A 21,783-nucleotide genomic window follows, 5' to 3' on the forward strand; every position below is an offset into this window, starting at 1 on the left:
GATCTGACCACCCTGCATCGCACATATGGTCGTATCGAATCCTGCTGACTTGCCCCTGCCATTATTGATCGATAGGATATGCACCATTCAACAGGGTAGGGCGAGCATGATTTTGCGACAACGCGTGGCGACAAGACTCCTGCTGCTGGTCTGCATTCTGGTGCTCAACTGTGCGGCCCAGCCGCTGGCCCGGCTGGCTCAGCTCGATCAGGCCCTGAGTTGCCAGCTGCTGCCTGTCCCATCTTCCGGTTCCGAAGACGACGATGCCCAAACTGCGACACCCCAGCCGAGCAGTTGCCAGCTCAACGGCAAGTGGCTCAGTGCCGCCACCCTGCTCTGCGTCGAACAGATCTTCTTTGCCATCGCCTTCGTGATTGCCCTGCTGGCGCCGCTGTCGCGCCGCGCCCCCGCCTTGCCCCCACCCAGAAACATATCTCCGCCTGAACGGCGACTTCATCTTACTCTCTGTGTCTGGCGAGAATGAGTTAGCCGCGGTTTACACCACCCTAACTTTCATTTTCAAGAGACAAAAAAATGTCAAACATCATCAAGACCGCCCTGTTGATGGGCGGCCTGCTGTGGCAATCCATGGGATTGGCCAGCGATACCGGCTGGCTTGCCAGCCCCCAGAACGATCACGCCAAAGTGCGGCTGCAAGCGGATACCCGAGATCCCGCCCAAACTCGCGTGCTGCTCAGCCTGGAGCTCGAGTCCGGCTGGAAGACCTATTGGCAAAACCCGGGGGAAGGCGGCATTGCCCCTGAAATCTTCTGGGATGCCCCTCAAGCCACCCAGCAGTGGCACTGGCCCGTGCCGGAGCGATTTGACGTCAGTGGTATCTCGACCCAGGGCTATCAGAAGACCGTCAGCCTCCCCATCACGCTTGCTCACAGCAGCAGCGATGCGCTGACTGGCACCCTGCGCCTCTCGACTTGCAGCAATGTCTGCATTCTGACCGACTACCCTTTTACCCTTGCGCTCGATGGCACTGCGCCGGAAGGGTTCGACTTTGCCTACGCCCAGGCGATGAGCAAGCTGCCACAAACCCTGGCGGATACCGTCATTCTCAAAGCGGGTTATCAGCAAAACCAGCTGCAGCTGACCGCCGACAACCCGCAAGGCTGGCAGGATCCCCAGATTTTCCTCCAGAAGCTGGAGGGCGCCGAATTTGGCAAACCCGAGCTGGAAGTGCAAGGCAACACCCTGATCGCCCGCATTCCGGTCAGCGATGGCTGGCAGGGCGATGCGCCCGACATCCGTAGCCAGCAACTCGGGTTTGTACTGAGCAGTGGTGAACAGGCCTGGCAGAGTGACGCCAGCATAGGTGACCCGCTGACCCTGCCCCAGAGCGCTCACTCCCTTGTCTGGTTGCTGGGCGCCGCCCTGCTGGGTGGCCTTATCCTCAATCTGATGCCCTGCGTGCTGCCGGTGCTGGCGCTCAAGCTGGGATCTGTGTTGCAACTGGAAACCCGCGATCGCCGTCCAGTTCGTTTGCAATTCCTGGCAGCCAGTGCCGGCATCCTGGTCTCCTTCTGGGCGCTGGCACTGATGAGCACACTGCTGCGCGCCACCCAGGGAGCGGTCGGCTGGGGTATCCAGTTCCAGAGCGTCTGGTTTATCGGCTTTATGGTGGTGGTCACCCTGCTGTTTTGTGCCAACTTGCTGGGGCTGTTCGAGTTAAGGCTGCCAAGCAACCTCAATACCCGCCTCGCCACCACGGGCGGCAACGGCCTGGGCGGTCACTTCCTGCAAGGGTGCTTTGCCACCCTGCTGGCCACCCCCTGCTCCGCCCCCTTCCTCGGCACAGCGGTCGCCTTTGCGCTCGGGGCCCCCTTGGGTCAACTCTGGCTCATCTTCACCGCACTGGGGATTGGCATGAGCCTGCCCTGGCTGCTGATCGCCGCCTTCCCCCGCCTTGCACTCTGGCTGCCGAAGCCGGGCCGCTGGATGGGCCGCCTGCGCATTCTGCTCGGTCTGATGATGCTGGGCTCCAGCCTCTGGCTGCTCAGCCTGCTCGGCAACCATATCGGTCAGTTCTGGATGCTGATCCTGATGGCGCTGATGCTGGCTGCCCTGCTGCTAGCCGTGGTGTGGCGCCATGGCATTCGGGGGGTGACCCTGGGACTGGCCCTCACCTGTCTACTGGGTGGAGCCCTGCTGCTGGGCGGCGCCTTTACGATGGAAGGAAAACCCCAGCGAGATACCGTCAACTGGCAGCCGCTCTCTGAGCAAGCCATCCAAGACGCGCTGGCGCAGAACAAGCGGGTTTTTGTCGATGTCACCGCCGACTGGTGCATTACCTGTAAAGCCAACAAATTCAACGTGCTGCTGCGAGATGATGTACAAAAAGCGCTGAGCGCCCCCGATGTGGTGGCCCTGCGCGGGGACTGGAGCCGTCCCTCCACCAGCATCGCCGACTTCTTGCGCCAGCGCGGCAGCGTGGCCATTCCCTTCAACCAGATTTATGGGCCGGGCCTGCAGGGTGGCGAGATCCTCTCCCCCCTGCTGGACCGACCGACTCTGCTTGGCACCCTGAAGCAAGCAGCCATAGCCCCCTATCAAGGAGACACCAAATGAGATCGCCCCTGCTCACCCTGACCCTGCTGGGCACCCTGCTGACCCCGGCCCTGCACGCAGCCCCGTTCACCCTGGAGCAGGAGTCCCGCATCAAGGAGCTGATCCGCGAGACCCTGGTGGCCAACCCCAAAATCCTCGATGAGGTGGCCGATGCCTGGGAGAAACAGAATGCGGCGGATCAGGCCAGCCAGCTTGGCAACTTCATCAAGGGCAACCAGGATGTGCTGTTCAACAGCGCTACCAGCCCGCGCCTGGGCGCCAAAAACCCCAAGCTGACCCTGGTGTCGTTCACCGACTACAACTGCCCCTTCTGCAAACAGTTCGATCCCCATCTGGCCAGACTGCTGAAGGCCTACCCAAATGATGTCGGGCTTGTGATCAAGCTGTTGCCGTTCAAGGGGCAGACCTCTGCCAAGGCGGCCCAATACAGCCTGACCCTGTGGCAACAAGATCCCGCCCGCTTCCTAGCCCTGCACGACAAGCTGATGAGCAAGCAGGGCATGCTGACCGAGGCTGACATCAACAAGGCGCTGGCGGCTACCGGCAACACTGCGCTCAAACCCGAAGCCAGGGCCACCGAGGAGCTGCGCAACAGCCTTCGCATCGGCACCTTGCTCGGCGTGCAGGGCACACCGGCGACCCTTGTCGGCAACCAGCTGGTATCGGGCGCCATCCCCTATGAAGAGCTTGAGCAAATCGTGAAAGCCGAGCTGGCCAGGAAGGGGTGATCATGGAAGCCAAACCATCCCTCCCCCATCGCCTGCGACGCTGGGGCAAAGAGGCACTCTGGCTGCTGCTGTTTGGCGTGGTTATTTCGACGGCGCTGGACTTCTGGCGCAGCCCGGCGCTGCCAGAAGGCAGCCCTCTGCCCACCCTCACCCTGCAAGATGGCACCACCGCCGACCTGCAGGCCATGAGCCGGGAAAGGCCGCTACTGGTCTACTACTGGGCCAGCTGGTGCGCCGTCTGCCGCTTCACCACACCGACGGTGGAGCAGCTCTGGCAGGACGGTGAAAACGTGCTGACGGTGGCACTGCGCTCCGGCAACGCGCAGCAGTTGAGCAAGGGGATGGGCAAAAAGGGGCTGACCTTCCCGACCCATAACGATGAGCGAGGGGACCTCGCCGCCCGCTGGCAGGTGAGCGTCACCCCCAGCTTCCTCATCGTCAAGGACGGCAAGGTGGTGAGTACCACCACAGGCTGGAGTTCGGGTCTGGGGCTGAAATTGCGCCTGGCCTGGGCCAGCCTTCAGTAACCTCTGTGACAACGCCCGGCCTGCCGGGCGTTTTTTCAACCGCCATCACACATGCCCCACCCTCTTCTTGCCAAAATGGCGGCGATCGGAGCTTTTCTCGCATTAGCAACTTGCTTGCCATATCGCCTCCTATTCATGGCGGAGCTGGCCTGTTTCCGTTAAAATGACGGGTTTTTGCCGTGCCTGGTTTCTCAAGCTCCACCATCAGGCGCCCGCATTGTGAATTCCAAGATGCCAGTGATGCAGGATCTGCCATGAACAACTACTTTCGGGTACTGGGCGTCAAGTCCAATGCCAGCGAAAACGACATCAAAAAAGCCTATCGACGGCTGTCGAACCAGTACCACCCAGACAAGCTGTTGGGGGCGAGCGAAGAAGAGCGGGAGCTGGCAGCCATCAAGCTGCACCAGGTAAAGCAGGCCTATGAAGTGCTGTCAGACCCGAAACAACGGGCCGCTTTCATCAAGGATTTCAACAACGTCATCGTGACCGATCCCGCTTCTGCCATGCAGGAGATGTGGGACCAATTTTACCCCTGAGGCGCTATGCAGAAAAAATGGGACCAGGCGCGGATCAAAGCGCTGATGAGTGATGCCAGTGAGAACATCGAATCCTACCGGGATCAGGACGACCCCAAGGCGCTGGAGCAATTCACCGACAAGATGAAGACACTGCTGCTGGCTGACATGAGCATGCTGGAATTCATGCCCGAATACCTGCCGCTGGTCCTCTATGGCCGGGTGCAGTTCCCGGCCAAGGCCAAACCCGAGTGGAACAAGTGGCTCGGCAGCGGCGTACAACCCTCATGGGACGAATTCAAGGTGTCGGTAGCGTTCAACAATGCCGACCTGCCACTGGTGAAAGCGGTACGGGCCCAGAGCGAAGATCAGCTGATCGAAGCCTGCGCCGTGCTGTTCCAGCTCTGCCATCCAAAAGAGAGCCCGCAGCCGCGCGGCGGCCGCCGTGCCGATGACGACTACGAACTGCGTGACGACGACGATGACGACGGGGAAAACGCTGACGCCGACTACAACGGTGATGGTGACGACGACGGCGATCAAGACATGTACGACGAAGTACGTTTCTAACTTGGGGCAAAGCATGCACAGTCTGATAGAAATTACCGCCATCGAGATCAAAGAGCTGGCCGTGATCGAGCCGAAACAGGCCAGCGAGAAGTTCGAGCTGATCGCCAAGACAATGTCTGACGATCAGTTGGCCGAAGTCATTGAACAGATTGATATTGTCACCCTGACCCAGATCAACGGCCAGCACGACATGTCGTTCCCGTCGATCATCTCCGAGCTGATGACCCCGGAGCGGATCCGCGACATCGTCTGCCAGCAGCCCCTTTACTGGGAAGAGGCGATCAAGAACAACGCCGAAGAGCTGCAGCAGCACACCTTCGACTTCCTCAACTATCTGATCCGCACTCAGGACAGCGACGCCAAGCAGGCGGAGATCCTGGAGTGCATCGCCGAGGATCCGGCCGGTCTCTTCTACCTCGCCATCCCCTTCATCGAGTTCTATCGCGGTGAGCGCTTCGAGGATGAAGAGGGCTTCCACGACACGCTGCACGCCGAAGAGGAAGACTTGGAAGAGGCGCTTTCCTACAGCGACCGCCAGCAGAGTGAAAATGCCCACGACTACCCGCTGGATGACCCGCGCAGCCTCTTGATGCTGATCCGCGAGCTGACCCCGGACGTGGAAAAAGCCATCAAGGCACTGCTGCGCAATGAGCACTCATCCTGGGAAGGGATCATCAGCAAGTTCGCCAGCGAGCTGGTGATGCAGGCCAAAGATAAGAACGATGCCTCCGACGAGTACGCCGAAGTCGACGACATGTTCAGCTTCCTGGATTGAGGAACCCCGTCATGCAACTAGCCATACGCGATGTCAATCAGGGCCCCTTTCTCACTCAGGTGCTGCGCTTTGGCCGCGAGAGCGAACACTTGAGCGATCAGCAGCTGGGCCAGATCAAGGGCAAGGCGGTGCTGATGAGCCTGAAGTTCGCCGACAAGTACTACAACAAGTACAAGATGCATCTGCTGGAACAGGCCGCCCACGACGTCATCGGCGTGATCAGCCTGGGCCTGCTGGAGCTGTCGCAACGGGATACCGCCAAGGCACTGGCCCTGCTGCAGGCGCCGGAGGGGCCCATCAAGCCGTTCCAGAAGGGCTGGTCCATGCTGATCTCGGTCAGCGCCAAGCAGCCCGGTGGCAACAGCCTCTATGGCGATGTGGATGCTCGGCTCTTGGACAAGATCTCCAGCCCGCCCGATGTAGAAGAGTGGCAAGGCTGGCAGGAGTACGAGAAGGCGCTGGTGGAGCATAACAAGGCCCGCCTGATGAGCCTGATCGATCAGCACTTCTTCGCCTGCGAGAACGACCACCCCACCATGGAGGACAAGCTGGCCGAAGCCCTGCTCTACCGCATTCTCTGCGGCAATGGCAGCGGCGCCGCCAAACTGAAGGTAAAGCAGGATCTCAAGCGCAAATTGGCGCGGGAGATTGAGCTGCAAGAGAAGTGGTACGACACCGACTATCTGGCCGCCCAGCTGGAGCTGCTGCTGGCGGAGCTGCCGGGCGAGCTGATCGCCGGTCTGCGTCAGGAACTCAGCAAGGGGTTTGTCCCCAACCTGCTGCACACCCTGGGCTTTGTGCGCCAGTACCAGCTGTTGCAACAAGAGAACGCCGAGCCGGAGAAGCTCGACAATTTCGAGATGCGCGCCGGTCTCAAGCACCCCCTGCTCGGCTGGCCGCTCTACCACGACTTCTAGGCCAGCTTTGGCTCGGGGCCACTGCCAACGCCACCGCTGGTGGCAGCAAGCAGGATCTGCCCCGTCATGACCCAACAACGCCCGGCTTGCCGGGCGTTGTTATATCTGACCACCACAGTGACGAGCGGGAAACACTGGGGGACGAGGTCAGGCCATCCAGGTAGGGTGCAATAAGCGAAGCGCATTGCACCGACAAACCCGCGTATCAAGGGTGATGCAACTCCCCCCGTTCACGTCCCCGTGGGCTATGGGAGCAGGGTTTGAATGAGAGGGCCGTCTCAGCCACGCCCCTCAAGACCTCAGTGCGCAATAGTCCACATGGCGCTATCTACCCCGGTTTCACGAAAGTCGATGATCACCGGATACTGTTTACCACACCCTTCCACCGTCCAGCGCTCTTGCCAATAACGGCTACCCGGATCTCCCTTTGGCGGCTGCAACACAACCGGCACAAAGCGCTCTGGCGCCTCACAGCCCTTGGTTGCTACCCAGCCCGCCACACCGACCATGGCATCCTGGATCAACTGCTGATTGGCCAGGGTTCCCTCCTGCACCGGTTCGGGTGTCTCGGCTTGCGCATACAAGGCCCAGCAGCAAAACAAGAGCGGGACATATTTCATCATCAGATCTCCAGCAGGCAATCGAAAAAATTGGTTCGTTTGGGGCTTTCATGATGCACTGAAACACTCCTAAACAAAATCTCTCTCGGTGCAAGGAAGGGATTATCAAGCCGATGCCTCCTTCCCAGATGGTGAGCCGAAGACGGGGGAAAGTCCGGTATTCCTATCGAATCCCCATAGGAACTACCTAATTAGCGTCATTGGCCCCATTTTTATCAGGGATATAATCAGCAATATCAGGACACCCACCTTTTTGGACAAGCCATCACTAGGTCAATCGAGCAATACGAGGACACCCATCTTTTTGGACAGGCCATCACGAGTTCAATTACTCGACACTTTATAGACGTGGCTGCAGCAACAATATCTCAGCTCTGTCTCCTGTTCAGGAAGTACGAGTAAAAAACAGGCTCAACGGCGCTATGACAAGTGGGGCCGTGGTGAAAGTGAGGAACTGCAGGCTTTCTAGTCGCTAGGTTGGTAACAACGCAGCTGACCACAATGCAGTGCAAACTGTTTGCGATGCTGATGATCACCTATCGCTCTGATACCCCGCCGCCGGAACAGAGTCACCTGTCGAAGCCAGACAGTTCTATCAAGTCCTAGTCGTTCCATAATGGAAGCAAGGTGAACCGGAATGTAGCCGCGCTTGTCTGCCCTGATGGCGCGCCCTGTCCAATCGACCAGCATCAGATAATCGGTGAAGGCATAGGGTAAGCAGCCGGACTTCTCCTTATCGGCAAACGGTAGCAACAGCGGGGGCAAGGCTTCAGCTAGGGGCGTATTATCAAGGCGTTGCTTGATACTTGTGTAGTCGCTCTGCTCTGGTCGGTCGACAAGGGCTGCCCGCACCGGATTGAGATCTACATAAGTCATGCAAGCCAGCAAAGCTGATTCGGTGAGCAGCGCCTGACTTTTAAAGCGCCCTTCCCAGAAATGGCCCTTGCAGCCATCTTCCAGATTGGCCTGGCGAGCCAGAGTTTCATTGAGCAGCCGCACAAACCAGCTGATGGAGTAAAGCCGCTCGCGCCACTCCCCTATCAATTGTTTAACCACTGCAATCTCAGGTTCAATCAGGGATTCCCCCTGATACCAGCGCCGCACCAATAGCGGCCATTGGAACAAACCAGCCCAGCGCTCGGCCACCTCCCTTTCACTCCAGTTGGCGGCAGTATCGGGCTCAACCTTGAGCACCAGGTGGTAATGGTTGCTCATCACTGCATAGGCGCAGATGCCGATGGCAAACAGCCTCGACAGCTGGCCCAGCTTGTCGACCACCCACTGGCGCCGATGTTCGTAGCTCTGACCAGAATGGGTGTCTTCACCACACAAGAAAGCCCGCCGCACACAGCGACTGACCACATGGTAGTAAGGCGTATCCTGCAAACTGATTTGACGTGAACGGGCAATGGTCATGGCGTATCCCTCGACAGTGACTCCTCAAGCCAAGTACAAGGTTACGCCGCTGTCAAAAAGGTGGGTGTCCCAGTTTTTCGTTGCGGTGCACCGGCGTCTGGCGGCTGACTTTCCCGGCCGGTTCAAGACCATCAGTCCGGCGGCTATCGAGTGCCATATGACCATGTCTCTGTCGGAGCAGAGCCCACTGTGCATGAGTGTGTCTGCCGATACCGCAGGGGAGCGGCAATTTCTCCCTGAGGCTCACAAGCTGGCCAACTGCCTGCTGCTGGCTGACGCGGGTTACATTGACAGGGCCTGGTTTGAGCAGGTGAACGACGCTGGCGGATTTTATCTGGTGCGAGGAACGCAAAGCCTGAACCCCAAGATAATCCAGGCCTGGCGCGGTGATGGACGGGAAGTGCCAAAACTGGCGGGACTGTCACTGAAAGAGGCAGGACGGCGGCGCTGTCGGGCCGAGGTGCTGGATATGGTGGTGAAGTCCGGCAAGGTCGAGTACCGCTTGATCCGACGCTGGTTTGCCGAGGAAAAGCGGTTCTGCTTGTGGATGACCAACCTGCCGCGAGCGGCATGGTCAGCAGAGCAGGTGATGAGCCTGTATCGCTGCCGTTGGCAGGTGGAGTTGTTATTTAAAGAGTGGAAATCGCACAACCGGCTCAAGGGGTTTGTGACGGGGGAGAAAGCCATCGCCGAGGGATTGGTATGGACGAGCCTGCTATCGCTGGTGATGAAAAGGCGGGTCGCGCAAAGTGTGATGACAGGGAAGCTATCGATGTTGAAAGCGTCAAAGAACAGTACGACATGGTGGTTGCCGCTATTGGAAGCAGTGGCCCATAGGGCGCTGACAGAAATAAGGGAAAGACTGGAATGGGCAGCCGATTATTTGGCCAAGAACGCTTGCCGAACCAAGCAGAGAAAATCGATACAGAACAGGACCTTGGAAGGAGTTTTAAAGGGACTCAACGCTTAAGGTCCTGTACATGAATTAAACCTACGGCCCTCATTGAGGAGCCACAACGATAAGCAATAAAACAGATAATGCTCACACCTCTAACCTGAAAGGCTTCGGACAAAACCTTTCTACAGATATACTGATTAGTAAAATTGATGAACATGCTGGTTATGTTTTAATCATGAAAATGGAACTTGCGAGGTAAACGAAATGGCATTGAAGTTCACTGGTACTTTTGATGACCTGGAAAGCCGGCTAGCTTCTTTAGGTGGAGCTTGGGATAAGAATCAGCCTAATAAGAAAGTCTTGAGATTAGGTCATGGCGTCATGAACTGGTTTGAGAGCACTGGTTCTATAAATTTTCAAGGTAAGGAACCAGACAAATTAAAATTAGAGACAGATGTTCCCAAGCTGTTATACCCTAGTGAACCTCAACAACTAAAAGAAACCAATAGTATCTCTATGGACACATTCGCCAGCGGCGAACAAAGAGAGAAAAAACCTCAACAGGATAATCTATTATCTTTAGAGCTACAATATTTAACAACAGGCATAAATGAAAGTGAGTTAATAATTGGAATTGTCAGCTCCGTCGGGACGGAATACAAAAGAGTAACAGAGCCATTAACTGACAAGTTACAAGGGTTTGGCTATACCGTTAAAGATATCCGTGTCTCGAGCATACTACCAAAATACGATGGTAAAAATGAATATGAAAGAATAAAGCATTACATGAATGCTGGAGATACACTTAGAGATATAAGTGGAAACAATGCGATTTTATCTGCCGGTGTAGCTAAAGAGATCTCTAACTCGAGAACTACTGGTGCTCCCAAAACAGCATATATAGTTAATTCATTAAAGCATCCTAGTGAAGTTGAGCTTTTACGAAAAATTTATGGTGATGGGTTTTATTTAATTGGTATACATGCTGATGAAAAAAGACGAAGGCAGCACCTATGCGAAGACAAAGGACTGACTCAAAGCGAAGCTAACGAGTTAATAAAAATCGATGAAGATGAAAGCGTAGATCATGGCCAAAAAACTCGTGATACTTATCATCTGTCTGATTTCTTTCTTAATTTTGGCAGTAATAGCGATCAAGTTAAAAATGGACTACAACGTTTTCTGGAATTAATTTTCTCTCATCCATATAAAAACCCTACCTTTGATGAGTTTGCAATGTTCATGGCATTTAACAGCTCTGTTCGTTCTGGTGACTTGTCACGTCAGGTTGGCGCTGTAATTAGTAGGGAAAAACAAATAATTGCAACAGGCGCTAATGATGTGCCGAAATCTGGTGGGGGATTATATTGGGCAGAGGTGGACCCCAAAACTGGAAAAGTAGAGGATCTTCCCGATGGTAAAGATTACACTCGAGAAATAGATTCCAACAAGCAAGCACAGGCAGAAATAATAGAAGAGATTGCTAGCAATCTTCTAAGTAAGGGGCTACTTAAAGAAGAAAGCCAATTTGAAATAATTAAAATATTAAAGGACAGCAAAATTTCTGACCTCACTGAGTTTGGACGTGTCGTACATGCAGAAATGGATGCTTTACTTTCTTGTGGTAGAGCAGGAATTCCTACCAGTGGCTCAACTATTTATTGTACTACGTTCCCATGCCATAACTGTGCAAAACATATTATAGCCAGTGGAGTACAGCGGGTTGTTTATGTAGAGCCATATCCTAAAAGTCGAGCTTTGGATTTCCATTCTGAATCAATAACATTGAAATCTGAATTCGAGGAATCCACCCCAGACAACAAAGCAACAGTAGCATTTGAACCATTTATTGGTATTGGTCCACGTCGATTTCTTGACCTGTTCTCTATGAGCTTAGGCGGAGGGGCTAAATTGAAACGAAAAGATAAAGGTGGTTCGGTTTTAGAATGGGATAAAACTAAAGCACCGATTAGGTCACCTTTGGTGCCAAAATCATACAAGGAAATAGAATCTGCTGCTTCAGAGTTGTGGGATAATGTAAAATAAATCACTACAGGTTTATTCTTAAAAAAGTGGGAGCAATGAATTGCTCCCTTCTCTTTATTACCCTTCCTGACTTTCCTCCGCAACCGGCTCAGCACCGGCGGCGGGTTCAATCTCTATCCTGTCCACCCGCTGCAAACCGCGGGGTAGCTTGGCGCCACGGCGGCCACGCTCGCCGCGGTAGTAGTCGAGATCAGAGGGTTTGAGGGTCAGCTTGCGCTTGCCGGCAAACAGGGTGACATATTGCCCCTGCGGGATAATGGCGGCCATCACCATAAACTCTTCCCGCGCCTTGACGCGAGCCGACGGTATGCTGATCAGCTTGTTGCCCTTGCCCTTGCCGAGCACCGGCAGAGTATTGAGCGGGAACAACAGCATGCGCCCCTCGTTGGAGATAGCCATGCAGAGATCGGTTTCTGGCGAGCCAATCTTCTGGGGTGCCATCACCTGGCCCCCTTCCGGCACTGTGAGCAGCGCCTTGCCGTTCTTGTTCTTGCCGATGAGATCGTCATAGGTGCAGACGAAACCGTAACCGGCATCGCTCGCGATCAGATACGGCTCGCCTTCATTGCCCATCACCAGATGGCGCACCTCTTCCCCCGCCCCCAACGCAAAGCGGCCGGTGAGCGGCTCGCCCTGACTGCGGGCAGATGGCAGTGTGTGCGCTTCCAGTGCATAGGTACGCCCCAGGGTGGAGAGGAACACAGCCTGCTGGTTACTGCGGCCACAGGCGTGGACCAGATAGTTATCCCCCGCCTTGTAGGAGAGTCCCGCCACATCCACGTCGTGGCCCTTGGCAGCACGCACCCAACCCTTGTCAGAGAGGATGACGGTGACAGGCTCGCTCGGGGTCAACTCTTTTTCGGTCAGGGCCACGGCAGTGGCACGCTCCACCAGCGGGGTGCGGCGATCGTCGCCGTACTTCTCGGCATCCGCCAGCAGCTCTTTCTTGAGCAGGGTGTTGAGGCGACGCTCGGAGCCCAGCAGCAGTTCGAGCTTGTCGCGCTCTATGGCCAGTTCGTCCTGCTCGGCACGCAGTTTGAACTCTTCCAGCTTGGCCAGATGGCGCAGTTTCAGCTCGAGGATCGCCTCGGCCTGGGTCTCGCTGATGTTGAAGCGCTCCACCATCACCTTGCCCGGCTCATCCTCGGTACGGATGATCTCAATCACCTCGTCGATGTTGAGATAGGCCACCAGCAAGCCTTCGAGGATGTGCAGGCGAGCCAGCACCTTGTCGAGGCGATACTGCAAGCGACGACGCACCGTCTCGCGGCGGAAGATGATCCACTCGGAGAGGATCATCTTGAGGGTCTTCACCTGGGGGCGGTTGTCCAGCCCCAGTATGTTGAGGTTGACCCTGTAGTTCTTCTCCAGATCCGTGGTGGCGAACAGGTGGGCCATCAGCGCCTCCATGTCCACCCGGTTGGAGCGGGGAATGATCACCAGACGGGTCGGATTTTCATGGTCCGATTCGTCGCGCAGGTCGGTGACCATGGGCAGCTTCTTGGCCACCATCTGGGCTGCGATCTGCTCCATGATCTTGGCGCCGGAGGCCTGATGGGGCAGCGCCGTGATGACGATGTCGCCATCCTCCTCGTTCCACACAGCACGCTGCTTGATGGAGCCCTTGCCGGTCTCGTAGATTTTGCGGATGTCATCGCGCGGTGTGATGATCTCGGCGCTGGTCGGGTAGTCCGGCCCCTGAATGTGCGCCATCAGCGCATCCAGCCCTGCATTGGGGTTGTCGAGCAGCTCGGCGCAGGCGTAGGCCACTTCCCGCGCGTTGTGGGGCGGAATGTCGGTCGCCATGCCCACGGCTATGCCTGTGATGCCGTTGAGCAGTATGTGTGGCAGGCGGGCGGGCAGCACTACCGGCTCTTTCATGGTGCCGTCGAAGTTCGGCGTCCAGTCCACAGTGCCCTGGCCAAGCTCCGAGAGCAGCAGCTCGGAGAAGCGCGACAGGCGCGCCTCGGTATAACGCATGGCGGCGAAGGACTTGGGATCGTCCGGCGCACCCCAGTTGCCCTGACCGTCCACCAGCGGGTAGCGGTAGGAGAAGGGCTGGGCCATCAGCACCATGGCTTCATAACAGGCGCTGTCGCCGTGAGGGTGGTATTTACCCAGCACGTCACCCACGGTACGGGCGGATTTCTTGTGCTTGGAGAGCGCGGACAGACCCAGCTCGCTCATGGCGTAGATGATCCGCCGCTGCACGGGTTTGAGGCCGTCACCTATGTGGGGCAGGGCCCGGTCCATGATGACGTACATGGAGTAGTTCAAGTAAGCCTGTTCGGTAAAGGTGCGCATTGGCTGGCGCTCTACCCCGTCCAGACTGAGCTCTAGATCGCTCATAGATTTGTTCTCTTTCGGTTATAGAGCCGGCTGGCGCTCTACTTCATCCAACAGACTGAGCTCGATAGCATCACTCATTGGATTGTTCTCTTTCGGTTATAGAGCTGGTTGGCGCTCTACTTCATCCAACAGACTGAGCTCGATAGCATCACTCATGTGATAGTTCTCTTTCGGTTCGGGAGCCGCCACAGGGCGACTCCGGCTAAATGCTTGCCGGCCCGTACAGGGCCAGCCGACGGCTTAGATGATGGCGAGGTTGCCCTTCTCTTCCAGCCACTCGCGACGATCCGGGGCACGCTTCTTGGCCAGCAGCATGTCCATCAGTTGCAGGGTCTCGTCCCCCTCCTCCATCTCGCCCATGGTGAGCTGCACCAGACGGCGGGTGTTGGGATCCATGGTGGTTTCCCGCAGCTGTTTCGGGTTCATCTCGCCCAGACCCTTGAATCGGGTCACCATCACCTTACCCTTCTTCTTCTCGGCCTCGACCCGCTGCAGCACGCCGTTCTTCTCGTCCTCGTCGAGGGCGTAGTAGACCTCCTTGCCGATGTCGATCCGGTAGAGCGGCGGCATGGCCACATAGACGTGGCCCTTGTTGACCAGGGTGCGGAAGTGCCTCACAAACAGGGCGCAGAGCAGAGTCGCGATGTGCAGACCGTCCGAGTCCGCATCCGCGAGGATGCACACCTTGCCGTAGCGCAGGCCGCTGAGATCTTCGGAGTCGGGATCGAGCCCGATGGCCACCGAGATATCATGTACCTCTTGGGAGGCGAGCACCTGGCCGGCCTCCACCTCCCAGGTGTTCAGGATCTTGCCGCGCAGGGGCATGATGGCCTGAAATTCGCGATCTCGCGCCTGCTTGGCGCTACCGCCCGCCGAGTCACCCTCCACCAGAAACAGTTCCCCCTGCATGGGGTCAGCGCAGTTGCAGTCGGTCAGCTTGCCGGGCAGGGCCGGGCCCTGGGTGATTTTCTTGCGCACCACCGTCTTGGCGGCGCGTAACCGGCGCTGGGCGCTGGAGATGCAGATCTCGGCGATCTGCTCCGCCAGCTCGGTGTTGCTGTTGAGGAACAGGCTGAAGGAGTCCTTCACCACCCCCGACACGAAGGCCGAGCTCTGGCGCGACGACAGCCGCTCCTTGGTCTGACCGGCGAACTGGGGATCCTGCATCTTGATGGAGAGGATGTAGGCGCAGCGATCCCAGATATCTTCCGGGGTCAGTTTGACCCCGCGCGGCAACAGGTTGCGGAACTCGCAGAACTCGCGCATGGCGTCGAGCAGCCCCTGGCGCAGGCCGTTGACATGAGTACCGCCCTGCGGCGTCGGGATCAGGTTCACATAGGATTCAGCGAGGCACTCCCCCCCTTCCGGCAGCCAGCACAGCGCCCAGTCCACCGCAGACTGTTCGGTGCTGAAGGCGCCGACGAAGGGCTGCTCCGGCAAGCAGGTGAACTGCTTGACCGCATCGACCAGATAATCCTTGAGGCCATCTTCGTAGCACCACTCCAGCTTGATGCCGGTGTTCTTGTCGAGGAACTTGATGGTGAGGCCGGGGCAGAGCACGGCCTTGGCCTTGAGCAGGTGCTCCAGCTTGGTGACCGAGAAGCGGGGCGAGTCGAAATAGCTAGCCTGCGGCCAGAATCGCACTCGGGTACCAGTGTTGCGGCGCCCGCAGGTGCCGGTTATGGTCAGCTCCTGCACCTTGTCGCCGCGCTCGAAGGCGATGTCATAGACTTGGCCGTCGCGACGCACCGTCACCTCGACCCGATCGGAGAGGGCGTTCACCACAGAAATGCCCACCCCGTGCAGACCGCCGGAGAACTGATAGTTCTTGTTGGAGAACTTGCCCCCCGCGTGCAGCTTGCAGAGGATCAGCTCCACGCCGGATACCCCCTCCTCCGGGTGAATGTCGACCGGCATGCCGCGGCCGTCATCGATCACCTCGAGGGACTGGTCTTCAAACAGGGTCACCTCCAGGGTACGGGCGTGGCCCGCCAGCGCCTCATCGACGCTGTTGTCGATGACCTCCTGGCCGAGGTGATTGGGCCGGGTGGTGTCTGTGTACATGCCGGGGCGACGACGCACCGGTTCGAGGCCATTGAGGACCTCAATGGCATCCGCATTGTATTGAGTGGACATGGAGGGCCTTGCGAATTGACGTTTGGAGGGAATCTTACTCGTTGGGAGGGCCTTGGACAAACCCGACGGCGGGAAAGGGTGATCCAGACAGGGGCCGACAAGATACTGAGCCGGGATCAGATGCGCCTGACGCCACAGAGGGCGCCTGTGTCAGCCTGGAGAAGGAGACATGGAAACCAAAAGACGCTGCCACCCTGATGATGACATCTGCGGATGACGCCCTTGTGGCTATTTCCCTCGATCGGCCGGATGGTTTACCCCGTCGCGCAGCGGCACCTCAGCCAGCTCGAACGGATTGACCCCCTCCAGACAGGCAAGGTTGTAACCATACTCGGCCGGATTGGAGCGACGCTGGTGATGGGTATAAATGCCGCAGACGCTGCAGAAGTAGTGCTTTGCGGTACGGGTGTTGAACTGGTAGCAGCGCAGCTCCGACTCTCCCTGCAGGATGCGTATGCCATCCAGCGGCACAGAGGCGACGATGGCGCCACGCCGTCGGCAGAGGGAGCAGTCGCAGCGACGGGGATCCACCACCCCATCCGGCAAGGTAAGTTCCAGTACCACGGCCCCGCAGTGACAGCTGGCCCTGTGCTTTTCCTCAATCCAGGTATTGCCAATGCGTTTGATCATCCAGCCTCCTTGCTAGCTGATGCGCCCTCCAATCGGGTCAGTCGAACAGGGTCTCGCGCCGCCCTTGCAACAGATGGGCATGCAGGGTGCGCAGTTGGGACGCCACCACCCGATGACAGGAGAGTTCAGGCAAGTCGTCGATGGGGAAGTAACCGGCACCTTGTGTTTCATCGGTCTCGCCGAGCAGCTGGCCACCGATCACCTCGCACAAAAAGAAAGCCTTGTGGGCGTGGGGCAGCTGGGGCGGATGGGGGTGCTTGAGCTTGTCGAACAGAGCCAGCAGCTGCACGGCCCGACATTCGAGGCCAGTCTCTTCAACGACCTCGCGCACCACTGCATCGGCTGGCGAGTCACCTATATCACACCAGCCGCCGGGCAGGGTCCAGCAACCGTCGCTGCGCTCCTGCACCAGCAGGATATGGCCAGCCTTATCAACGATAAGGGCTCGCACATCCAGCTTGGGAGTGGGGTAGCCGCGATCGAGGTCGATCCACTCTGCGATGGCGTCCGGTTTCAGGTCGCTATGACTGGCAATCAGGGCGACCGTGGCCGCTCTGAGCGCCTCAAAGCGGCCAATATCGAAGGGATCCCTGGAGTAGATGAGACCTGCTTGCGCCGTGGCCAGCACCTGTTCCAGAAAGGTGGCCAACGGCGGTTGCATCGCTAGAGCCCGAGAAAGTGGATGATCTGGGCGGGATAGCGTTCAAACCCGGTGAAGGCGTGATTGCCGCCGCACTCCAGCGAGAGACGGGCGAACTGATATTCGGTCAGCGCCTTGCGATAGTCGAGCACCTCGTCCTCCTGCTGTTGCAGGATCCAGAGCCGTTCAGGCGCCGTCACAGGTACCGCCAACGCCCGCAGTTCGTCCATGTGTACCGGCAGCAGCTCAAAGCACTCGTTGGTATAAGGATTGGTCTGGGGGCCCAGGTAGTCGCAGAGCAGCTCATGGGGGCGCACTGCCGGATTGATCAGGGCTGCGCGGCAGCCATAACGCTCGGCCACCCGGGTCGCCATAAAACCGCCGAGCGAGCTGCCAACGGCGCCGAGCTTGAGATGGGCACCATGACGGGCACTGACATCTTCGATGATTTTTTCGATGGCAGCCCAGGCAGCGGCAGGCGTATTGGGCTGGGCCGGAATAATGACCTCGATGTCGGGTCTGTATTCGGCGACCCAGGCAGCCATCTGCTGCGCCTTGGCAGAACCTGGCGAAGAGTTGAAACCGTGCAGATAAAGGAGAACCGACTTCATGCAATGCTCTCCTCAATAACCGGTGGCATCGGGGTCTGGCACAAACTGCCCCACTGGCAGGCGCCACACCTGGCTCGCCACCCGGCCATCGGGATGCAGGGTGAGATAGCGCCAGCCCGGGCCGGACTCATCCAGCGCGAAACCATCGCTGAGCGGTTTGAACTGGATGCAGGTAGAGGGGCTGGCAATCAGCCGCACCCCGCGGTGCACCTCGTCAAACTCCTGATGGACATGGCCAAACAAGATGGTTTTCTGCTGGGGATGACGAGCCAGCACGGCGAACAAGTCGTCGGCATTCTTGAGATTGTGCTGATCCAGCCAGGCGCAACCGACCGGCACAGCCTGATGGTGCAGGGCAATCAGGGCGTGGCGCTCGGGATGTTGACGCAGTGCACTGTCCAGCGCCGCCAGTTGGTGATCCCCCAGCACGCCATGGGGTTTGCCGCGTACCTGGGTATCCAGCAGCATCACTTGCCAGTGTTCGCCCACCAGTTGCTTGGCCTCGCTGATCCCGGCCGCATGCAGGTACTCGGTCATCAGGGGGCCATCGTCGTGGTTGCCGGGCAACCAGTAGATGGGGCGCGCCAGCGGAGCCATCATGCTGGCAAAGCGCTGGTAGGACTCCGGACTGTGATCCTGCGACAGATCGCCAGTCGCCAGGATCAGGTCGAACGGGTGCTCATTGACCTGCACCTGTTCCAGCACGGCAGCCAGGCTCTCCGCAGTGCGCACAGCCAATAGCCTCCCCTCGGCACTCGCGAAGAGATGGGTGTCGGTAATTTGTAACAGGCGCACACTGCCGTCCTGCGCCTGGGGTAGCTCTGTTTCCAAAATCACGCTTCTTTGTATAAGTTCAACTAGAGGATGTTGATCAGGCTGGTACCATGTCTGAGACAAAATCTTAGCCAATCGGCCAGAAACAGATTTACCTGCTCCTTTTCATCCCGCTGGTGCATTTTTTTATTGGGATAATCATAACGTGGTTGCAACCTCGAAATCTGTTGCGCCGCACACACTTCCGCCATCCGCACGTCATGATACAAACGAATCTCGATGCTAGCCTGCAAGTAGCTCGGCAATTCCGGGTTGTGCTGTGCCAGGATCACCTGGCTGGTGAAGCGGCTCTCCTCGCTGACAGTGAGCTGGAACTGCAGGCCGTTACCCACCTGATAGCGACGCTCGGCCCCGACTGTGCCACCGGGTGGCAGCAGCTTCATCAAGGCCATATAGTTCACCTCACAGGTACGCTGCAAGGACATCAAATCAGGCACATAGCGTTTCATCGGGCTCTGGACTAACGGCATCTCGCAGCTCCATCAATCAACACCCGTGAGTAATTCACCTCGCAGGTACGCTGCAAGGACATCAAGTCAGGCACATAGCGCTTGCCCTGCTGCTGGACGCTCACCACCTCAGCGCTCCGCCAGCCAGCGAGCCCGCAGCTCGCCGTGATTGAGGGCCAGCCACTGCAGTGCGATGACGGAAGCCGCATTGTCGATGCGCCCCTCCTTGAGCCAGGCATAGGCCTGCTCACGACTCACCACGTGAACCCGGATATCTTCGCCCTCTTCCGCCAAACCGTGGATCCCTTCGGCCTTGCTGGCATCCACCTCGCCCACATAGACCTCTATACGCTCGGTACTGCCGCCCGGGCTCACCAGATAACTGATGGCATGCTCGCAGCGACCGACCTCAATCCCCGCCTCTTCCACCGCTTCCCGGCGCACCACCACCTCGGCAGTCTCCCCTTCATCTATGATGCCGGCCACCAGCTCCAGCAGCCAGGGGGTGGAACTGGTCTCGATGGCGCCGATGCGAAACTGCTCCACCAGCACTATCTGGTCGCGCACAGGATCATAGGGCAGCAGCGCGGCCGCATGGCCGCGCTCGAACAGCTCGCGCACTATGGGCTCATTCCAGCCCCCAGCAAATAACCTGTGTTGCAGGCGATAGACATTTACTTTGAAGAAGCCGTTATATCCCGATGATTTCTCGATAATTTTTACATCATCAGCAGAATAGTGACGGGTTTGGGGCAAGGCTTGCTGCGACATACGAGACTCCCGCCAGCTTGACTTGGCTCGGTTTGACCATAAAATCCGAGAACATGAATGAACATTCATTCACTCGTTCCCGACGGAGATGAGGGATGGATTTTAGCAGTCACAGGGCATTTGGCTAGGCACGAGGGGGAGAAAACTCCCCCTCGTGCTTGACGTTCCTGTCGCTGGAAAAGAGACAGTTATCATAATATTTTGCTTATAGTAGAGTGATTAAGCTGAAATCAAGCTTGCTCAGTGACAATACCCCTCCTTCATCCAGCGACAGCTTTGGGTTAATACATAAGGTTAAAACGATCTATGAAAAGAACACTCTTGTCAGCCATGGTGTTGCTGGGCGTCAGCGCCGGCGCCCACGCCGAGAACCTGCTCGACATTTACCAACAAGCCCAGATCAAGGACACCCAACTGCAGGAATCCAAGGCCAAGCGTGACCAAGCCTTCGAGAAGATCAATGAATCCCGCGCAGCCCTCTTGCCGCAAATCAAGCTGGGAGCCGGCCTGAACTACCTGCAAAACAAGGGTGATACCCAGACCAACAGCAACGCCACTGGCTCCCTCTCGCTGGATCAATCTATCTATCGTCGCAGCAACTGGGTCAACCTGGACCTGACCGAGAAGAGCGCTACCCAGTCCGACGTGGCCTACAACCTCGAAATCCAGAATCTGATGCTGCGCACCGCCCAGGCCTATTTCAACGTGCTCAAGGCAATGGACACACTGGAATTCGTCCGCGCCAACAAGGCCGCCGTAGAACGTCAGCTGGAACAGACCCAGCAGCGCTTCGAAGTGGGCCTGACCGCCATCACGGACGTGCATGAGGCCGAGGCCGAGCGCGATCAGGCACTGGCGGACGAGATCAATGCCGAGAACACGCTGGACAACAGCTACGAGAGTCTGCGCGAGCTGACCGGCATCGACCACCGTCAGCTGGACGTACTCAATACTGAGCGTTTCAGCCCGCAGAAGACGCCGTTCAACTCCGACAAATGGCTGGAGCTGGCACTGGACAAGAACCTGCAACTGCACAGCGCCCGCATCGGCAAGGATATCGCCAAGGAGCAGATCGATCTGGCCAAGACCGGTCACGAGCCGACGCTGGATCTGGGTGCCGGTCTCTCCAGCACCTACAGCGATTACAAGGACGAGATCCGCAACCCCGAGAGCAACAGCAATCAGGGCAACATAGGCCTGAACTTCAAGCTGCCGCTCTACACGGGTGGCGCGACCACCTCCCAGGTCAAGCAGTCCCAGTTCAATTACGTGGCGGCCAGCGAGCAGTTGGAGCGCAGCTTCCGCTCTGTGCAGAGCACGGTGCGCTCCTCCTATAACAACGTGAACGCCAGCATAGGTTCGGTACGTGCCTACGGCCAGTCCGTCATCTCCGCCGACAGCGCCCTCAAGGCCACCGAAGCGGGCTATGAAGTCGGTACCCGCACCATAGTCGACGTGCTGGACTCTACCCGCAAGCTGTACCAGGCCAAGCAGAAACTCTCCGAAGCCCGTTACAACTACATTCTCAGCATCCTCTCCCTCAAGCAGGCCGCAGGCACGCTGGAGCAGAAAGATCTGGAGGAAGTAAACCAGGGGCTGATACCCGCCGCTCAGGTCAAGAACAAGTCCTGATCCCGACTCGTATCCAGTAAAAAGGCGACCCCAGGGTCGCCTTTTTGTTATCCGCTTTCTGTTGCCCGCACCGGCCGGTTCTCTTGCCACAGGCTGGTGAACGCCGCGAGACTTCCATACTCAGGTGCGGGCCAGACAT

20 protein-coding genes and 1 pseudogene are annotated in these 21,783 nt (G+C 57.7%); 11 read left to right on the top strand and 10 right to left on the bottom strand.

The annotated features are described in order from the left end of the window. Positions 1–106: 106 nt before the first annotated feature. The 8 genes from AACX78_RS04655 to atcC all read left to right on the top strand — a co-directional run bounded on the left by AACX78_RS04655 (position 107) and on the right by atcC (position 6,612). Positions 107–484 carry a hypothetical protein gene (locus AACX78_RS04655; protein WP_159165520.1) on the top strand — a complete coding sequence of 126 codons (378 nt, stop codon included), beginning with the start codon at positions 107–109 and terminating at the stop codon, positions 482–484. A 50-nt stretch (positions 485–534) separates the two neighbouring features. Further along, entirely contained in the window at positions 535–2,577 is a 2,043-nt protein-coding gene (locus AACX78_RS04660; RefSeq protein WP_159165521.1) for a protein-disulfide reductase DsbD family protein, read from the top strand. Further along, positions 2,574–3,305: a DsbA family protein gene (locus AACX78_RS04665; RefSeq protein ID WP_159165522.1), complete on the top strand. Its 732-nt coding sequence runs from the start codon at positions 2,574–2,576 to the stop codon at positions 3,303–3,305. The genes AACX78_RS04660 and AACX78_RS04665 overlap by 4 nt, the downstream gene beginning before the upstream one ends. Positions 3,306–3,307: 2 nt before the next feature. Then, positions 3,308–3,832: a protein disulfide oxidoreductase gene (locus AACX78_RS04670; RefSeq protein ID WP_159165523.1), complete on the top strand. Its 525-nt coding sequence runs from the start codon at positions 3,308–3,310 to the stop codon at positions 3,830–3,832. Between the two features lie 254 nt (positions 3,833–4,086). After that, the gene (gene atcJ, locus AACX78_RS04675) at positions 4,087–4,371 is read left to right on the top strand and encodes a cold adaptation protein ActJcold adaptation protein ActJ (protein ID WP_005313867.1); all 285 of its coding nucleotides are present in this window, start codon (positions 4,087–4,089) and stop codon (positions 4,369–4,371) included. 6 nt (positions 4,372–4,377) lie between these two features. Next, positions 4,378–4,920 carry a cold adaptation protein AtcA gene (atcA, locus tag AACX78_RS04680; protein WP_159165524.1) on the top strand — a complete coding sequence of 181 codons (543 nt, stop codon included), beginning with the start codon at positions 4,378–4,380 and terminating at the stop codon, positions 4,918–4,920. 13 nt (positions 4,921–4,933) lie between these two features. Continuing rightward, positions 4,934–5,695 carry a cold adaptation protein AtcB gene (atcB, locus tag AACX78_RS04685; RefSeq protein WP_005313872.1) on the top strand — a complete coding sequence of 254 codons (762 nt, stop codon included), beginning with the start codon at positions 4,934–4,936 and terminating at the stop codon, positions 5,693–5,695. 11 nt (positions 5,696–5,706) lie between these two features. After that, a complete protein-coding gene (atcC, locus tag AACX78_RS04690; protein ID WP_159165525.1) occupies positions 5,707–6,612 on the top strand; it encodes a cold adaptation protein AtcC in 906 nt (301 codons plus the stop codon). A gap of 299 nt (positions 6,613–6,911) precedes the next feature. On the opposite strand, the gene AACX78_RS04695 is transcribed toward atcC, so the two are convergent. Then, positions 6,912–7,235 carry a hypothetical protein gene (locus AACX78_RS04695; RefSeq protein ID WP_159165526.1) on the bottom strand — a complete coding sequence of 108 codons (324 nt, stop codon included), beginning with the start codon at positions 7,233–7,235 and terminating at the stop codon, positions 6,912–6,914. Between the two features lie 462 nt (positions 7,236–7,697). Beyond that, the gene (locus tag AACX78_RS04700; protein ID WP_159165527.1) at positions 7,698–8,648 is read right to left on the bottom strand and encodes a transposase; all 951 of its coding nucleotides are present in this window, start codon (positions 8,646–8,648) and stop codon (positions 7,698–7,700) included. Positions 8,649–8,730: 82 nt separating this feature from the next. Here AACX78_RS04700 and AACX78_RS04705 point away from each other — a divergent pair. Further along, positions 8,731–9,618, top strand: a pseudogene (locus AACX78_RS04705) (IS4-like element ISAeme3 family transposase); the annotation flags it as partial. Between the two features lie 192 nt (positions 9,619–9,810). Continuing rightward, positions 9,811–11,592, top strand: coding sequence for an anti-phage dCTP deaminase (locus AACX78_RS04710; RefSeq protein WP_159165528.1), 1,782 nt, complete (start codon positions 9,811–9,813; stop codon positions 11,590–11,592). Between the two features lie 57 nt (positions 11,593–11,649). Here the strand turns inward: AACX78_RS04710 and parC are convergent, their stop codons facing one another. The 8 genes from parC to nudF all read right to left on the bottom strand — a co-directional run bounded on the left by parC (position 11,650) and on the right by nudF (position 20,012). Next, positions 11,650–13,941: a DNA topoisomerase IV subunit A gene (gene parC, locus AACX78_RS04715; RefSeq protein WP_159165529.1), complete on the bottom strand. Its 2,292-nt coding sequence runs from the start codon at positions 13,939–13,941 to the stop codon at positions 11,650–11,652. Between the two features lie 240 nt (positions 13,942–14,181). Further along, positions 14,182–16,077, bottom strand: coding sequence for a DNA topoisomerase IV subunit B (parE, locus tag AACX78_RS04720; RefSeq protein WP_021141154.1), 1,896 nt, complete (start codon positions 16,075–16,077; stop codon positions 14,182–14,184). Positions 16,078–16,305: 228 nt separating this feature from the next. Then, positions 16,306–16,707, bottom strand: a complete 402-nt coding sequence (locus AACX78_RS04725) for a GFA family protein (RefSeq protein ID WP_159165530.1) — start codon at positions 16,705–16,707, stop codon at positions 16,306–16,308. A 37-nt stretch (positions 16,708–16,744) separates the two neighbouring features. After that, positions 16,745–17,368: an NUDIX hydrolase gene (locus AACX78_RS04730; RefSeq protein WP_159165531.1), complete on the bottom strand. Its 624-nt coding sequence runs from the start codon at positions 17,366–17,368 to the stop codon at positions 16,745–16,747. Between the two features lie 2 nt (positions 17,369–17,370). After that, complete coding sequence (locus tag AACX78_RS04735) at positions 17,371–17,958, bottom strand: YqiA/YcfP family alpha/beta fold hydrolase (RefSeq protein ID WP_159165532.1); 588 nt, start codon at positions 17,956–17,958, stop codon at positions 17,371–17,373. 12 nt (positions 17,959–17,970) lie between these two features. Continuing rightward, positions 17,971–18,789: a 3',5'-cyclic-AMP phosphodiesterase gene (gene cpdA, locus AACX78_RS04740; RefSeq protein WP_011898312.1), complete on the bottom strand. Its 819-nt coding sequence runs from the start codon at positions 18,787–18,789 to the stop codon at positions 17,971–17,973. A 26-nt stretch (positions 18,790–18,815) separates the two neighbouring features. Next, positions 18,816–19,262 carry a DUF1249 domain-containing protein gene (locus AACX78_RS04745; protein WP_159165533.1) on the bottom strand — a complete coding sequence of 149 codons (447 nt, stop codon included), beginning with the start codon at positions 19,260–19,262 and terminating at the stop codon, positions 18,816–18,818. 108 nt (positions 19,263–19,370) lie between these two features. Then, positions 19,371–20,012 (bottom strand): ADP-ribose diphosphatase, encoded by a 642-nt coding sequence (gene nudF / locus AACX78_RS04750; RefSeq protein WP_005313918.1) that lies wholly within the window; start codon positions 20,010–20,012, stop codon positions 19,371–19,373. Positions 20,013–20,318: 306 nt separating this feature from the next. Between nudF and tolC the strand changes: the two genes are divergently transcribed. After that, positions 20,319–21,644, top strand: coding sequence for an outer membrane channel protein TolC (gene tolC / locus AACX78_RS04755; protein WP_159165534.1), 1,326 nt, complete (start codon positions 20,319–20,321; stop codon positions 21,642–21,644). The last annotated feature ends 139 nt before the right edge of the window (positions 21,645–21,783 follow it).

Origin of the sequence: Aeromonas sp. 9A (genome assembly GCF_963900955.1) — a bacterium.
GTDB lineage: Bacteria > Pseudomonadota > Gammaproteobacteria > Enterobacterales > Aeromonadaceae > Aeromonas > Aeromonas salmonicida.

Excerpts from the sequence above, each read along its gene's own strand:
- AACX78_RS04655 (WP_159165520.1), top strand. The coding sequence starts at position 107 with ATGATTTTGCGACAACGCGTGGCGACAAGACTCCTGCTGCTGGTCTGC.
- AACX78_RS04660 (WP_159165521.1), top strand. The coding sequence starts at position 535 with ATGTCAAACATCATCAAGACCGCCCTGTTGATGGGCGGCCTGCTGTGG.
- AACX78_RS04665 (WP_159165522.1), top strand. The coding sequence starts at position 2,574 with ATGAGATCGCCCCTGCTCACCCTGACCCTGCTGGGCACCCTGCTGACC.
- AACX78_RS04670 (WP_159165523.1), top strand. The coding sequence starts at position 3,308 with ATGGAAGCCAAACCATCCCTCCCCCATCGCCTGCGACGCTGGGGCAAA.
- atcJ (WP_005313867.1), top strand. The coding sequence starts at position 4,087 with ATGAACAACTACTTTCGGGTACTGGGCGTCAAGTCCAATGCCAGCGAA.
- atcA (WP_159165524.1), top strand. The coding sequence starts at position 4,378 with ATGCAGAAAAAATGGGACCAGGCGCGGATCAAAGCGCTGATGAGTGAT.
- atcB (WP_005313872.1), top strand. The coding sequence starts at position 4,934 with ATGCACAGTCTGATAGAAATTACCGCCATCGAGATCAAAGAGCTGGCC.
- atcC (WP_159165525.1), top strand. The coding sequence starts at position 5,707 with ATGCAACTAGCCATACGCGATGTCAATCAGGGCCCCTTTCTCACTCAG.
- AACX78_RS04695 (WP_159165526.1), bottom strand. The coding sequence starts at position 7,235 with ATGATGAAATATGTCCCGCTCTTGTTTTGCTGCTGGGCCTTGTATGCG.
- AACX78_RS04700 (WP_159165527.1), bottom strand. The coding sequence starts at position 8,648 with ATGACCATTGCCCGTTCACGTCAAATCAGTTTGCAGGATACGCCTTAC.
- AACX78_RS04710 (WP_159165528.1), top strand. The coding sequence starts at position 9,811 with ATGGCATTGAAGTTCACTGGTACTTTTGATGACCTGGAAAGCCGGCTA.
- parC (WP_159165529.1), bottom strand. The coding sequence starts at position 13,941 with ATGAGCGATCTAGAGCTCAGTCTGGACGGGGTAGAGCGCCAGCCAATG.
- parE (WP_021141154.1), bottom strand. The coding sequence starts at position 16,077 with ATGTCCACTCAATACAATGCGGATGCCATTGAGGTCCTCAATGGCCTC.
- AACX78_RS04725 (WP_159165530.1), bottom strand. The coding sequence starts at position 16,707 with ATGATCAAACGCATTGGCAATACCTGGATTGAGGAAAAGCACAGGGCC.
- AACX78_RS04730 (WP_159165531.1), bottom strand. The coding sequence starts at position 17,368 with ATGCAACCGCCGTTGGCCACCTTTCTGGAACAGGTGCTGGCCACGGCG.
- AACX78_RS04735 (WP_159165532.1), bottom strand. The coding sequence starts at position 17,958 with ATGAAGTCGGTTCTCCTTTATCTGCACGGTTTCAACTCTTCGCCAGGT.
- AACX78_RS04745 (WP_159165533.1), bottom strand. The coding sequence starts at position 19,262 with ATGCCGTTAGTCCAGAGCCCGATGAAACGCTATGTGCCTGATTTGATG.
- nudF (WP_005313918.1), bottom strand. The coding sequence starts at position 20,012 with ATGTCGCAGCAAGCCTTGCCCCAAACCCGTCACTATTCTGCTGATGAT.
- tolC (WP_159165534.1), top strand. The coding sequence starts at position 20,319 with ATGAAAAGAACACTCTTGTCAGCCATGGTGTTGCTGGGCGTCAGCGCC.